Below are 13,216 nucleotides of genomic sequence, written 5' to 3'. Positions count from 1 at the left end.
CTGTCTATTTTTACGACAGTTTTTATTGTCCAAATAATTTGACACTGCCAGGTGATTGGCATAGCCTTCTCGCATGTCAGAACCGGCCACAGACTCGGCACTCTCCCGGACATTTGCGCAGCTCCCTGCGCCGCGGGATGTGCTGGAGCTGACAAAGCCGGTGACATGGTTCCCGCCCATGTGGGCGTTTATGTGTGGCGTCGTATCATCGGGTGCCTCGATCACCGAGAACTGGCTGTTTCTCGCGCTCGGCATCTTGCTGACCGGACCGATTGTCTGCGGCACCAGCCAGGTGATCAACGACTGGTGCGACCGCGAAGTCGATGCGATCAACGAGCCGGACCGCCCAATCCCGTCGGGGCGCATTCCCGGCTTGTGGGGTGTATGGATTGCGCTGATCGGCTCGGCGGTGTCACTGTTGCTGGCGGCATATCTCGGCTTCTGGGTCTTGATCGCCACCTGTGTCGCGCTGTTCTTCGGCTGGGCTTATAGCTCGCCGCCCTTCCGTTTCAAGCGCAGCGGCTGGATCGGGCCGCTGGTCTGCGCGCTGAGCTATGAAGGCCTGTCCTGGTTTACTGGTGCCAGCGTCATGCTCGGCGGCCTGCCCTCGGAAACCGTGCTGCTGGTCATCCTGCTCTACAGCCTGGGTGCCCATGGCATCATGACCCTCAATGATTTCAAGGCAGTGGAAGGCGATACCGCCATGGGTCTCAAATCGCTGCCGGTGGTGATGGGTGTGCGCAATGCAGCGCTGTTCGCCTGCGCCGTGATGGCAGTACCGCAGATCGTGGTGATAGCGGTGCTGGTCGCCGAGGGCCTGACCCTTTCGGCCGGCATCGTCAGCCTGTTCCTGGTGATCCAGATCGGCCTGATGGTACGGCTGGTAGGGAGCCCGCGCAAATTGGCCCCCTGGTATAATGCAACGGGTGTTTCGCTCTATGTCTTCGGCATGCTCGCCGCGGCACTGGGGCTGGGAGGATATATCTGATGGCACAATCACTAAAGGGACGGGCACTGGACACTAAAGGCGTCCAAGCCACCGGACTGAGCTGGTTCGGCATTATCCGCCTGGGCGCGGTGCAGGCATCGATCGGTGCAATCGTGATGCTGGCAACATCGCTGCTCAACCGGGTAATGGTGGTCGAATATTCGGTGGCGGCGGCGATCCCGGCAGCATTGGTGGCATGGCATTATGCGGTGCAGCTCACCCGCCCGGTCTGGGGTCATCAATCGGACCATAGCGCACGGCGCACGCCATGGATCATCGGCGGCATGTGCGTGCTCTCTCTCGGCGCGATCATGGCGGTCAATGCGACGATCATGATGTCTTCGCCCGGCTTTTTCGGTGCGGTTCTGGCGATTGTCGGTTTTACCCTGATCGGCTTCGGTGTCGGCATAGCAGGTACCGCGCTGCTGGCGCTGCTGGCGTCGCGGGTGTCGATGGAACGCAAGCCGGCCTCGGCAGCGATTACCTGGACGATGATGATTGCCGGTATTGTTGTGGCGGCGGCGGTTGCTGGCGCCAATCTTGACCCCTTTAGCGCACAGCGTCTGGCGATTGTCGCCAGCTTGGTCGTGCTCGCTGCCTTCTGCCTGACCCAGGTTGCGCTATACCGGCTCGAGGACAGTACGCCGATAGTCGAGCGTCCCAATGCCAATGCCCAGGCAGACAGCTTTATCGAGGTGGTGCGTGAAATCTGGCAGGAAAATCAGGCGCGCCGTTTTACCTATTTCGTATTCCTGTCGATGCTGGCTTACAGTATGCAGGACCTGATTATGGAGCCTTTTGCGGGCTTTCTGTTCGAGATGACCCCGGGTCAATCGACAACACTGTCGAGTGTGCAGCATAGTGGCATCCTGCTTGGTATGCTGGTCGCCGGCTTGGGCGGCAGCCTGTTTGCACGGCACTATGGTGCCAATTTGAAGATCTGGATCGTCATCGGTTGCGCCGGTTCGGCGGTAATGCTTGCCGGGCTGTCCATGGCGGCGACAGTGGGCATTGCCTGGCCCTTACGCATGAATGTGTTCGGTCTTGGATTTGCCAATGGCATGTTTGCCGTCGGCGCGGTGAGCGCGATGCTTGGCCTTGCCAGCAAGGGCGTGGCTTCGGGCGAGGGCGCGCGCATGGGCGTCTGGGGCGCGGCACAGGCGATAGCCTTTGGCTTGGGCGGGTTGCTGGGTGCGGTGATCGTTGACCAGCTGCGCAGCCTGACCGGTGAAGACGTCACTGCCTTTCAGATGGTGTTCGCCATCGAAGCGCTGCTGTTTATCGCCGCAGCGCTGATGGCGACGACGATGCAGATGCCGCGCAAGCAGCGCCAGATGCCCGATAGCGGGCAGGATGTCGGAAAGGTGATGGGAATATGAGCAGCAGTAACCAGCAGGTAGACTTTGACGTTGTCGTAGTCGGCGGTGGCCCTTCCGGTGCCACTGCGGCGCATGACTTGGCCGTACAGGGTCACAAGGTGATGCTGCTCGACCGTGATGGACGGATCAAACCCTGTGGTGGGGCGGTGCCGCCGCGGCTGCTCAAGGATTTCGACATTCCGCAATCGTTGCTCAAGGCGCATGCCCATTCGGCGCGGATCATTTCGCCCAAGGACAACCGCGTCGACATGCCGGTGGGTGAGGGCGGCTATGTCGGCATGGTTGATCGCGATGAATTCGACGAATGGCTGCGCAACCGTGCTGCCGAGGCTGGCGCGGTGCGCATGACCGGAACCTATGAAGGCATAGAGCAGGGGCCGGACAATATTGCCACCATCATGTTCCGCAAGGATCGCCAGTCGGAACCGCAAAGAATCTCCACCCGGATGGTCATCGGTGCCGATGGCGCGCGCTCCAAAGTGGCGCGCGATTCCATCAAGAATGCTGACCGCGTACCTTGCGTCTTTGCCTATCACGAAATCGTCAAGGTGCCCGAAGAGCATCAGCAAGACTATCGCGACGATCGCTGCGACGTCTATTATCAGGGCCATTTATCGCCCGATTTCTATGCCTGGATTTTCCCTCACGGCAAAACCGCCAGCATCGGGCTGGGCAGTGCCAATAAAGGCTTTCCGTTGCGCGAAACGACCAAGCTGATGCGTGAACAGACCGGTCTTGACGGCTGGGAGACGATCCGGAAGGAAGGCGCTCCGATTCCGCTCAAGCCGCTCAGGAAATGGGACAATGGCAAGAATGTTCTGGTCGTCGGTGATGCCGCAGGCGTGGTCGCACCGGCTTCCGGCGAGGGCATTTATTATGCCATGGCCGCCGGTCGCATGGGGGCCAATGCGGCGATGCAGTTCCTCCAGACCGGACAGGCCAAGGCGCTGGCCGGCGCGCGCAAGGCCTTCATGAAACAGCATGGCCGGGTGTTCTGGATCCTCGGGATCATGCAATATTTCTGGTATTCCAGCGACAAGCGCCGCGAGCGCTTTGTCAAAATGTGCGATGATCCCGATGTGCAGCGCTTGACTTGGGAAGCCTATATGCACAAAGAATTGGTCAAGCGTGACCCGCTGGCGCATGTCAAAATCTTCCTGAAGGACACGGCGCATCTTCTGGGGATCAAATCCATGGAAGAAGGGCAGGTCGCCAAGGGAGGATAAGCCAGGGATATGAATAAAGCGGCGCTACTCCCGATCAGCATCGCCGCTTTCCTGGCCTTGATGACGGCCCTGATCGGCAGTACGATCACGGTTCTTGATGAGTGGTATTATTCGCTGGCACAGCCTGAATGGGCACCGCCGGACTGGCTGTTCGGTATTGCCTGGACCGTTATTTTCGCACTGATTGCGCTGGCGGGCTATCTCGCCTGGTTCAAGGCACAAACACGGCGCGATATCGATTTCGCGCTGATGCTGTTCGCACTGAACGGTTTTCTCAACCTGATGTGGAGCTTCCTGTTCTTCCGCTTCCAGCGACCCGACTGGGCGTTTTATGAACTCATCATGCTATGGGTGTCTATCCTCGTCCTGATCATCTTCTGCGGTCGTTTCTCGCGCGGTACCTCGCTTCTGCTGCTGCCCTATCTCGCCTGGGTCAGCTTTGCCGGGGCGCTGAATTACGAGATTGTCCGCCTTAACGGACCCTTTGGCTGAAGCCGGTTGATGGAAGCCTTCTTCTCTTCCGGCCGGGCAGTGGATGTTGTCCTGCTGGTACTGCTGGCTGAAGCGCTCTGGCTGAAATATCGTGGTGGCGACTGGATCGCCATATTGGGTGCTCTGATGCCGGCGGTGCTGATGATGTTGGCATTGCGCGCTGCACTGACCGGCGCCTCCTGGCCGATGATTGCGCTGCCACTTGCTCTGTCTTTCCCAATCCATCTCTACGATATGCGGAGGCGCAGGGTCGCGGCCCGGGACTGATCTGCAAAGCGGGTTTTGGACCCGGCATTTGAGCGCGTCCTTTTACCGAAAATGCAAAAAGAATGCCCGGCACCTAAGGTGCCGGGCCAGGTGGGTGCCTGTGGTGTTGCCACCCCAGGGGAAAGATCGTTCCGGTCAGTATTCCGGGGCGTATTTGTGTTCGATTGCCCAGAGATACCAGTTATCGACTACGGTGCCGGTGAGCAGAATGCCGATGCCGCCGGTCAGCGTCGTCAGCACCGCAAACCACCAGGCCCAGCGGTGGATCGACTCCATGGTGGCGTTGAAGCCCATGGTCCAGCGCCAGAACAGCGCCGCACGCTCCGTCGCGGTACCGCGATCTGTGATCTGTTCGAGTTCGCGCTCACCGCCATAACGGCCGACCGCCAGGATCGTCGCGCCGTGCATGGCGAACAGCAGCGCCGAGCCATAGAGAAAGACGATGGAGAGCGCGTGGAACGGATTGTAGAACAGATTGCCATATTGCAGCGAGAAATTGTTGGTCCATTCCAGATGCGAGAAGATGCCATAAGGCACTGCTTCGGCCCAGCTGCCCATAAACCATGGGCGAATGAAGCCGAGCACCAGGAACAGCCAGATCGCCGACAAAAACGCCCAGGCGACATGCGTACCCATGCCCAGGGCAATCGCCCGGCGATAGGTTCTTAGCCACCATAGCAGCACCGATGCGGTAAGCAGGAAGCCGGTAATGATGAACCACCCGCCTTCATTCAGCGGTACAAAGGGCGAGAAGCCATATTCCGGCCCCGGCGGATCGAGCGTCAGCCAGAAAAACTCGCGCATGAACGCTTGCGGACTCCAGTCCACCGACGCCAGGAAGTTGAAGCCGATGATCGTGATGGCCAGACCACCGCTGACCAACGACATCAGCCCGAGCCAGCCAAGATAGAGCGGGCCGATCTGCGCCTGGCCGAATGTCCCCATCCAATAATTGAAACTCGTGCCCTTCAGTCGCGGTTCACTGGTTCCGGCCTTGTGCGGCATCCCCATTTCCGGAGTATGCTGCAGCTGCACCTGGGTGAAGATATTCTGATAACGTGTACGTGCCATGTGCCTATACCCCTTCCTTACTCAGCCCAGACCGGAATGCTCTTCCACCAGTCCCACCATTCGGGCCAGCCTTCGGCCCAGATTGGTCCGGAGATGAAGATGCAGACCGCGCTCCAGAAACCGGCATTCAGTGCCAGGAACAGGCCGACGCGGTGGATGCCGATGGTGCCGACCGAATAGCCGATGAAATCGCGGAAGAAGGTATCTTCATATTCGGGCGTCTTGACCGGCTCTCCCTTTTGCGGATTGACCGCCGACAGGATCAGCGCACCATGCAACGCCAACGCAAGGTTGGTCGTGAAGAAGAAGGTGATGGCGATCATATGGGCTGGATTATAGTGGAAATTGACATATTGGTATCCGGTGTTGGAGACCCAGTCGAGATGACTGAAAATGCCATAGGGAAAGCCATAACCCCATGCGCCCATGAAGAAGGGCCGGAAAACGACCAGTGTGACATAGGCAAAAATCGCGAAGCTGAAGGCGATCGGCACATGATAGCCGATACCCAGTTTACGGCATATCTCCACCTCTCGTAGCGCCCAGGAACAGAATGCCCCGACCGCACATATGGTGATGACCTGCCAGAGGCCGCCCTCTCGAAGCGGCGCAAATTCCAGACCGTAGCTGATGTCAGGCGGATTGATCGAAATCAGCCATGGGTTCCATGTCGGTCCTATGGCGGCGCCATAAAATATCAATGCTGTCCCAAGGGATGCGAATATCGCCGTGGTGACGCCAAAAAATCCGACGTAAAACGGGCCGATCCAGAAATCGAACAGATCGCCGCCGATCAACGTGCCCCCCCGGACACGATATTTTCTCTCATAGCTTAAAAGCGCCATCGCAACTTCCTTCAGACATTTTCCTCTGGCACCGGGAATACGGTGCGCACGTCTCTGCCCAAACCACGCAAGAGCCTGCCCCTATGGGAGGCGCGACAGTCGCCTGTCGCGGCCTCCTTGGGAGCTTGGGTTCAGGTTAGCTGTTCAGACTGTTCCAGCGTGACTGAAGCAGAGTCAGCCGACGGCTTTTCGAGCCAGTTGTAGCGGTCCGTGCTCAGCAGGATGAAATGAATCAGCACTGCCAGAGTGAACAGGAACACCGCGAGAGCGACCAACGTCCTCCGCGGATCGAATGTAATCCACATTCTCCACATAATATTGTCTCCTTAAGCCAGGAACGCGGTGAGCGTTGCTTGCGCAACCTGCACACCGTCATTCAGCATTGCGTAGCCGGGGGTATCCGGGAACCATGGTTTCCACATCCACACCAGAACATGCGCAACGACTGCGACAGCGGTGAAGAAGCCCATGCTTGCGACAAAGAGTTTGTGAAACTCTTTCGCCTCCTCGGGGGTCAGATAGGCCTCGGGGCCCAATCGTTCTTCGTTACTCATACTTCCTTCTCCATTCTAGCCCCCTGACAGCCGCCCAAGGCGCCTCCCACGGGTATTGCCCTGGCGGCACCCATTGCCGACAAGGTTGCGGACGCGAAAAAGCCGCGGCTTTTCGCGAATAGGTGGAGCGGATCATGCGCAATCATGCGTTCGCCCCTTCGAGTAAGGCCGCCGCGAGACGGTCGGCTGAAACATGCTTCTCCCCTGCACGCCGCGCCTGTCGTTCGGCGGCGTCACGCAGATTCTTGGCAGCGGAGATGCGGACCAGAACGGGTTGGGCTTCGACAATGGCGTCGAGCTTTTTCTTGGCTTCGTGATCCCATTCGAGCGGTGCCTCGGCGCGCGCCGGGGTGGCCTCGCCCTTGTCCATCTGGGTCGATAGCGGAAGGATATGGAACAGCGCATCGAACAGCGCGTTGCATACCTCCTGCACCAGATAGGTGGCACCGGCATAGCCCATATAGGGGGTACCCGTGTGGCGGCGGATGGCGGCGCCGGGGAAGGAGGCGGGAATAAATATGCCACGTCCCCCGGCCTCGGCCATATACATGCGCTCATTATAGCTGCCGAACACCATCATCGGCGGTGTCTCATGGATTGCCGTGCGCACGGCTTCATTATCGGGTTTGACCCCGGCGGTGCGACCGAAGGAGAAGGCGCAGGGCATGCCCATGTCATTCTCGAGGAAATTGCGGATGCCGCGGGCATAGGTCTCATTGGCGACGATGCCGAAATTGGCGGTGCCGAAGAAATCCTGGGTTACCGAGCGCCACAAATCCCAAAGCGGCTTGATGGTGGTGTGCTTTTCCTTCTCGATGAACGGCTCTGGATCGAGTCCGGTCATCTCACCGAGCTGGCGCAGGAATTTGGTGGTGGAATCCAGACCAATCGGCGCCTGCAAATAGGGCCGTTCGAGCAGTTCACAGAGGTTACGGCCAAATTCGCGATACATGCACACATTGACCGAGGCATTGGCGAGCTGGCGGATGTCCGCCAGATGGCTGCCGAGCGGGAACACCATATTGACCTCGGCGCCAATGCCTTCGATCAGCCTGCGGATTTCAGCCAGATCAGACGGCATATTGAACATGCCATAACTCGGCCCGATGATATTGACCTTGGGCTTGTCGCCTTCCTTCAGCACCTTGGGTTTGGGCATTTTCTTCGGCCCGAACTCGGTCCATAGCCAGGAAAGGGCGCGGTCTTCCGACTGCCATTGATCCTCATCAATGGTGCGTGGCAGGAAGCGCTTGATATTGGTGCCCTCAGGCGTCACGCCGCCGCCGATCATCTCGGCGATCGAGCCGGTGACCACCACAGCGGGCAGATCCGGGTCGAGCGACTTCCAGGCGCGTTTCATCGCGCCTTCGGTGCCGGTCTTGCCAAGCTCTTCCTCGGCAAGGCCGGTGACCACAATCGGCAGCTCATGCGGTGGCAGACCATCGGTATAGTGCAGCACCGATGTTACCGGCAGGTTTTCACACCCTACCGGGCCGTCAATGATGACTTGCAGGCCCTTGATCGCGGTGAACGCGTAAACCGAACCCCAATAGCCACCGGCGCGGTCATGATCGAGTATCAGTGTCATGTTCCAATCGCCTCCGCTGCCTTGGCGGCTGCCGCATTTTGCGCCGCATATTTCTTCTTGAACTTGGGCCTGTCGGTCGGCGTGTCTTCCCAGATTCCGGCGGTATGGCCTTCACCAACCCCTTCGAAAAAGGCGGTCATCCGGTCGAAGCGCTCCTTGTTGCCGAGCGCACCATTGATCACCTGCGCCAGACTGCCGGCACCTGCCGGTCCCATTAGCGGGCGCGCTGAGATCAGATTGGTGAAATAGAGCCCCGGCGTACCCTTTGACTTGGCATGCTGGACAACCGGCGTAGTGCCGATGGCAAGATCGGGCTCATACTCGTCGACCGCAGCATTGTCCTCTTCCAGGCTGGCGCGATAATTGACCTTGCAGCCATGCGCCTCAAGCCATTCGCGATCCGGATCGGACCATTTGGTCTTGGGGCAGGCAGAACCGACATAAGGCACTTCCGCGCCGCTTTCGATCAGCAGGCGGGCAACCAGCAGCTCGGAGCCTTCATAGCCGGCAACCGTGATCCGGCCCTTGATCGGCATCGCCGATAGCGCGCCATCGATGGCGGGCAGCATCGCATTTTGCGCCGCCGCAATCTGGTCGGCGCTGCAGCCATGGGTCTCGCCAATCGCCTTGAGCCAAGCAGCGGTGCCATCACGACCGACAGGGGCGGAGCCGACAACCGGACGACCAGCAGCCTCGAACTCGCGGATGCTGGCGGTGTAGAAGGGATGGATGGCCGCGATAACCGAGCCATCGAGCGCACTGTAGAGCTCGCGCCATTCGCGCGTTGGTACGACGGCACCAGCCGCCAGCCCGAGCGGGGCCAGCATATGGCCAATGCCCACCGGATCAGCCGGGAACATTTCGCCCAGCAGCGTCACCGTAGGCTTGTCAGAACGCTCACGCGGTGCCGCAACCGGGCCTTGCTCGGCCTCTTCACGAGCATATTTCAGCATTGCCCCGGCGAGCACGTCCTTGGCCTCGGCATGGGTCGGGACACCAAAGCCCGGTACATCGATGCCAATAATCCGCACACCATTAATCTGGTCGGGCAACAGCCGCAGCGGCACGCCGCTGGCAGTCGGGACGCAGAGATTGGTGATGACGATGGTGTCATACTTCTCGGGATCGGCCATCTGTTCGACAGCTTCCTTGATGTCCTCGAACAGCTTGCCGGTGACTAGGGTCTCGGAACTGAAGGGGACATAGCCGACGGTGCGCCGGGCGCCATAAAAGTGCGAGGTGAAGGTCAGGCCGTAGACGCAGCAGGCGGAGCCGGAGAGGATCGTCGCGGTGCGGCGCATGCGCAAGCCGACACGCAGCGAACCAAAGGCCGGGCACATGCTCTGTGGCTGGTCATGCGGTCCTACCGGATAGTCCTTCTCATATTGGTCGAGAATATCGCTCTTGCCCGCCTTTTTGGCGGCCTCGCGCATGGTGTCGGCGCCGGCGTGGCAACCGCCGCCTTCAGGCACAGGAGGAGCGTCAGGCTGAGCAACGTCCAGCCGGTCGGGAGAGCGATCCGTTTCGCGATCTGTTTGGGGGGTATGGAGATCAGTCACGGCTCATACCTCGTCGTAAATCACTTCGAGAGAGGCTTTTTCTTCATATACGCCGCCGCGCATATCCGCCTGAGTGGCGGGGACGAGCTCAATTTCGCCGCCCACTTCTTCTGGCGTGAAGAGGTCGAGCAAGCCTTCCTGGGTCAGCGGCACCGGATGTTGCGGCGGCGCTTCGGCGACATTGGTGGCGAGTTCCTCGAACAGACCGCTCCATTGCCCGCCGGGCTTGCCGATAATCTGGTAATTGGCCGATTTGCGGCGAATATCTTCATCTGCCGGGATCGCGGTCAGCACCGGAATATCGACCGCCTTGGCGAAATTATGTGCCTCGCCGGTGCCGTCATCCTTGTTGATAATCATGCCGGCGACGCCAACATTGCCGCCCATTTTGCGGAAATATTCGACCGCCTTGCAGACATTATTGGCAACATAGAGTGATTGCAGGTCGTTCGAGCCGACAACAATCACCTTCTGGCACATATCGCGGGCGATCGGCAGGCCGAAGCCGCCACAGACCACGTCGCCGAGGAAATCGAGCAGCACATAGTCAAAGCCCCAGTCATGGAAGCCCAGCTTCTCCATCAGCTCGAAGCCGTGGATGATACCACGTCCGCCGCAGCCGCGCCCGACTTCGGGACCGCCCAGTTCCATGGCGAACACGCCGTCACGCTGGAAGCAGACATCCTCGATGGTGACTTCCTCACCCGCCAGCTTCTTGGCCGATGAGGTTTCGATAATGGTCGGGCAGCTCTTGCCGCCGAACAGCAAGGATGTGGTATCCGATTTCGGGTCGCAACCGATGAGCAATACCCGCTTGCCCTGCTGCGCCATCATATAGCTGAGGTTTGACAGGGCAAAGCTCTTGCCCGATCCGCCCTTGCCGTAAATGGCGATAATCTGGGTTTCTTTCTTCACCTCGCCCGTGTGAACGGGATCGGGTTCAATGGCCGCTTCTTCGCGCAGGGCATCTACATCAAGCATGGTCATTCGGTCTCTCTCCAGTCGAGCACCATTTTCAGGCACTCAGGGTTTTCAAAGGCTTGGGGGTAAGCCTTTTCTGCATTGGTTGCGGGTTCAACGCTGGTAATAAGGCCGGACAGGTTGAGCGCCCCGGTGTCGATCAGCGCATTGACTGTCGCCAGATCTTCGGGTTGCCATTCTGCCGCGACCCGCAGCCGCGCTTCGCGTTGAAAAGCGGGCGGAAAAGCAAAGCTGATGGGTTGGTCGTAAAAGCCTGCCAGAACGATCTCGCCACCCTTGGCGAGCCGCTGGATCAGTGGTTCGATCACGCCGACACTGCCGCTGACCTCGCAGATCGCTGCATAGTCGCGGCGATCATCATCATCGGGATGGATCACCGAATAGCCCATGGCGCCATCATGGCGGTCGGGGTTGATCTCCCAGACTGTCGGTGCTGGTGCGCCGGTAGCGACCGTCAGCCGCGCAATCAGCCGGCCCAGCACACCATGGCCGACAATCAACTCTGGTGGCGCGTTGCGGTTGATGGCGTGCAGTCCGGTAGCAGCCAGTGCGTATAATATGCCTTCCTGGCCGAGTTTTTCGGAAACCGGCAACGCCCTGGCCGAGGCGAGTATTACCCGGCTCGCCGAGCCACCGAACAAGCCGCGGGCATCCTGATAACAATTGGCGCCGGGGACAAAGACCCACTCACCGATACGGTCCTTGGCATCGGTACCGGCATCGACGACACGGCCAACAGACTCATAACCCGGCACCAGCGGATAACCCATGCCGGGGAAGTTGGGCATCTTGCCTGTCCATAACAGTTTCTCGGTGCCGGTGCTGATTCCGCTCCAGTGAATATCGACCAGAAGATCCGCATCTCCCATGTCTGTCAGAGCGGTCTTGCGGACAGCCAATGTGCCAGGAGCGTCAATGACAATTGCGGACGTGTTCAACAGTTCGACCTCCGTGGATTATCGCCCGAAAATACGGGGACTCCATGAATGTCAACTTATAGCAACACTGATGAATGTCAAATAATTTGGACAGTTTTGCCGTTATTTGTCTGCGACCATTGCCCTGGTGATGATTGGCTGTGCTGTTTTGATCTCTGTAACACGCGAAAACCCGGCATTTTTAAGCATTTGGCGGTTTTCTGTGAACGACCTGGGACGCCCTGATCGCATGGCCCATAAATAGAGTCCAAAATAGCCATCCCCCATGCCTTCGGCGCCGCGAGTCTCCGCCATCGGCTCGACAATCAGGAGTCGTCCTCCGACCGGGAGCGCCGCATGTATCTTGGCCAGAAGTGGCGTGATCACCGTATCGTCATGGTCGTGCAGAATGCGCACCAGCGTGATGAGATCATAGCCGCTGGGCAGCGGGTCGGTCTTGAAGCTGCCAGGGTGCAGTTGCACACGGTCGCGCAAGCCCAGTTCGGCAAGTCGCGCCTCTGTGCTGGGCATGACATCGGGCAGATCGGCAATGCCCAGTTCCAGATCGGGCGCTACCTCGGCGACAGTCGCGGCGAACGCTCCGGAACCGCCACCAATATCGAGCATCCTGCCATGCCGGGAAAAGGCATAACGGTTGATAATCTGCTGCGCCACCATCGGCTGGGTGGCAGCCATGAGTTCGGAATATTCGGCCGCTGAGTGTGGCTTGCCATCCTCATTGGTCTCCTCTTTTGCAGCATAGGTCCAGAAGGCGGAAAGCCGTGTTTCCGACTTGCGGTCATCGCGCAAAAGCGCCAGCAGATCGGTGATATCCTCATAGAGCAGCTGGTGATGACGAGCCATTGCGAGGGCGCCCGGATTGGACGAGAGCGGTGCGCCGGCCACGCCCAAGGTCCAACCATTTGGGATCGGCGACTCGACAAGCTCTATTGTCCGTGCTGCCCGCATCAAACGATCGGCTGCTGCGCGACTCAGGCTGCAATGCGCGGCAATATCATCGAGCGGACGGATCGTATCGGCAAGATAATCGAACAGGCCTGTCTCGACGATCGCTCCTATCACCTGCGAATAGACAAAGCCGTTGATCAGATTGAACTGCTCTGCCGCACGGCGGCGGGCAAAGCCGCGCACAAGCGGGGTGTTAGAGGCCCAGCTCAGAAATTTCTCGCTGCTCAGAATTTGGTTCCGCCGCAGCACATAGCGGGCATACCATGTCAGTTTTTCGGAAGCGATGTCAGGACTCCTGTTCTTTCCCAAGTGTCAATAAGACTGGACATTTTGCAAATCTACGTCAAACTGAGCGTTTAGGGACCATCCCTAAAGATCAA

Annotated in this window: 14 protein-coding genes; 5 read left to right on the top strand and 9 right to left on the bottom strand. The window is 59.1% G+C overall.

Annotation, left to right across the window (positions count from 1 at the left end; genetic code table 11):
• Nucleotides 1-73: 73 nt before the first annotated feature.
• Genes chlG through AAFX04_08830 form a run of 5 tightly spaced genes read left to right on the top strand, consistent with a single transcriptional unit; the run spans nucleotide 74 to nucleotide 4,352 of the window.
• A complete protein-coding gene (gene chlG / locus AAFX04_08850; protein ID MEO1045532.1) occupies nucleotides 74-988 on the top strand; it encodes a chlorophyll synthase ChlG in 915 nt (304 codons plus the stop codon).
• Entirely contained in the window at nucleotides 988-2,367 is a 1,380-nt protein-coding gene (locus AAFX04_08845; protein ID MEO1045531.1) for a BCD family MFS transporter, read from the top strand. The genes chlG and AAFX04_08845 overlap by 1 nt, the downstream gene beginning before the upstream one ends.
• A complete protein-coding gene (locus tag AAFX04_08840; protein ID MEO1045530.1) occupies nucleotides 2,364-3,593 on the top strand; it encodes a geranylgeranyl diphosphate reductase in 1,230 nt (409 codons plus the stop codon). The genes AAFX04_08845 and AAFX04_08840 overlap by 4 nt, the downstream gene beginning before the upstream one ends.
• Nucleotides 3,594-3,602: 9 nt before the next feature.
• Nucleotides 3,603-4,085 carry a TspO/MBR family protein gene (locus tag AAFX04_08835; protein MEO1045529.1) on the top strand — a complete coding sequence of 161 codons (483 nt, stop codon included), beginning with the start codon at nucleotides 3,603-3,605 and terminating at the stop codon, nucleotides 4,083-4,085.
• Between the two features lie 9 nt (nucleotides 4,086-4,094).
• Nucleotides 4,095-4,352 (top strand): hypothetical protein, encoded by a 258-nt coding sequence (locus tag AAFX04_08830; GenBank protein MEO1045528.1) that lies wholly within the window; start codon nucleotides 4,095-4,097, stop codon nucleotides 4,350-4,352.
• 135 nt (nucleotides 4,353-4,487) lie between these two features.
• Here the strand turns inward: AAFX04_08830 and pufM are convergent, their stop codons facing one another.
• The 9 genes from pufM to AAFX04_08785 all read right to left on the bottom strand — a co-directional run bounded on the left by pufM (nucleotide 4,488) and on the right by AAFX04_08785 (nucleotide 13,145).
• Complete coding sequence (pufM, locus tag AAFX04_08825) at nucleotides 4,488-5,423, bottom strand: photosynthetic reaction center subunit M (GenBank protein MEO1045527.1); 936 nt, start codon at nucleotides 5,421-5,423, stop codon at nucleotides 4,488-4,490.
• A 17-nt stretch (nucleotides 5,424-5,440) separates the two neighbouring features.
• Nucleotides 5,441-6,268 carry a photosynthetic reaction center subunit L gene (pufL, locus tag AAFX04_08820; GenBank protein ID MEO1045526.1) on the bottom strand — a complete coding sequence of 276 codons (828 nt, stop codon included), beginning with the start codon at nucleotides 6,266-6,268 and terminating at the stop codon, nucleotides 5,441-5,443.
• Between the two features lie 131 nt (nucleotides 6,269-6,399).
• A complete protein-coding gene (gene pufA, locus AAFX04_08815; protein MEO1045525.1) occupies nucleotides 6,400-6,582 on the bottom strand; it encodes a light-harvesting antenna LH1, alpha subunit in 183 nt (60 codons plus the stop codon).
• A gap of 12 nt (nucleotides 6,583-6,594) precedes the next feature.
• Nucleotides 6,595-6,822, bottom strand: a complete 228-nt coding sequence (pufB, locus tag AAFX04_08810) for a light-harvesting antenna LH1, beta subunit (GenBank protein MEO1045524.1) — start codon at nucleotides 6,820-6,822, stop codon at nucleotides 6,595-6,597.
• 142 nt (nucleotides 6,823-6,964) lie between these two features.
• Nucleotides 6,965-8,410, bottom strand: a complete 1,446-nt coding sequence (gene bchZ / locus AAFX04_08805; protein MEO1045523.1) for a chlorophyllide a reductase subunit Z — start codon at nucleotides 8,408-8,410, stop codon at nucleotides 6,965-6,967.
• Nucleotides 8,407-9,843 (bottom strand): chlorophyllide a reductase subunit Y, encoded by a 1,437-nt coding sequence (gene bchY / locus AAFX04_08800; protein MEO1045522.1) that lies wholly within the window; start codon nucleotides 9,841-9,843, stop codon nucleotides 8,407-8,409. The genes bchZ and bchY overlap by 4 nt, the downstream gene beginning before the upstream one ends.
• 129 nt (nucleotides 9,844-9,972) lie before the next feature.
• Nucleotides 9,973-10,956 carry a chlorophyllide a reductase iron protein subunit X gene (locus tag AAFX04_08795; protein ID MEO1045521.1) on the bottom strand — a complete coding sequence of 328 codons (984 nt, stop codon included), beginning with the start codon at nucleotides 10,954-10,956 and terminating at the stop codon, nucleotides 9,973-9,975.
• A complete protein-coding gene (bchC, locus tag AAFX04_08790; GenBank protein ID MEO1045520.1) occupies nucleotides 10,953-11,888 on the bottom strand; it encodes a chlorophyll synthesis pathway protein BchC in 936 nt (311 codons plus the stop codon). Before bchC ends, AAFX04_08795 begins: the two co-directional genes overlap by 4 nt.
• A 102-nt stretch (nucleotides 11,889-11,990) precedes the next feature.
• Nucleotides 11,991-13,145, bottom strand: a complete 1,155-nt coding sequence (locus tag AAFX04_08785) for a methyltransferase (protein ID MEO1045519.1) — start codon at nucleotides 13,143-13,145, stop codon at nucleotides 11,991-11,993.
• Nucleotides 13,146-13,216: the final 71 nt, after the last annotated feature.

This window comes from Pseudomonadota bacterium (genome assembly GCA_039818985.1).
Classification (GTDB): domain Bacteria; phylum Pseudomonadota; class Alphaproteobacteria; order Sphingomonadales; family Sphingomonadaceae; genus Alterisphingorhabdus.
The sequence above is the reverse complement of the archived record's forward strand: the minus strand, read 5'-3'. Positions and strand labels throughout refer to the sequence as shown.

What these genes read in the sequence shown, in the direction of transcription:
- chlG (MEO1045532.1), top strand. Translation starts at nt 74, where the DNA reads ATGTCAGAACCGGCCACAGACTCGGCACTCTCCCGGACATTTGCGCAG.
- AAFX04_08840 (MEO1045530.1), top strand. Translation starts at nt 2,364, where the DNA reads ATGAGCAGCAGTAACCAGCAGGTAGACTTTGACGTTGTCGTAGTCGGC.
- AAFX04_08830 (MEO1045528.1), top strand. Translation starts at nt 4,095, where the DNA reads ATGGAAGCCTTCTTCTCTTCCGGCCGGGCAGTGGATGTTGTCCTGCTG.
- pufA (MEO1045525.1), bottom strand. Translation starts at nt 6,582, where the DNA reads ATGTGGAGAATGTGGATTACATTCGATCCGCGGAGGACGTTGGTCGCT.
- pufB (MEO1045524.1), bottom strand. Translation starts at nt 6,822, where the DNA reads ATGAGTAACGAAGAACGATTGGGCCCCGAGGCCTATCTGACCCCCGAG.
- AAFX04_08845 (MEO1045531.1), top strand. Translation starts at nt 988, where the DNA reads ATGGCACAATCACTAAAGGGACGGGCACTGGACACTAAAGGCGTCCAA.
- AAFX04_08835 (MEO1045529.1), top strand. Translation starts at nt 3,603, where the DNA reads ATGAATAAAGCGGCGCTACTCCCGATCAGCATCGCCGCTTTCCTGGCC.
- pufM (MEO1045527.1), bottom strand. Translation starts at nt 5,423, where the DNA reads ATGGCACGTACACGTTATCAGAATATCTTCACCCAGGTGCAGCTGCAG.
- pufL (MEO1045526.1), bottom strand. Translation starts at nt 6,268, where the DNA reads ATGGCGCTTTTAAGCTATGAGAGAAAATATCGTGTCCGGGGGGGCACG.
- bchY (MEO1045522.1), bottom strand. Translation starts at nt 9,843, where the DNA reads ATGCGCGAGGCCGCCAAAAAGGCGGGCAAGAGCGATATTCTCGACCAA.
- AAFX04_08795 (MEO1045521.1), bottom strand. Translation starts at nt 10,956, where the DNA reads ATGACCATGCTTGATGTAGATGCCCTGCGCGAAGAAGCGGCCATTGAA.
- bchZ (MEO1045523.1), bottom strand. Translation starts at nt 8,410, where the DNA reads ATGACACTGATACTCGATCATGACCGCGCCGGTGGCTATTGGGGTTCG.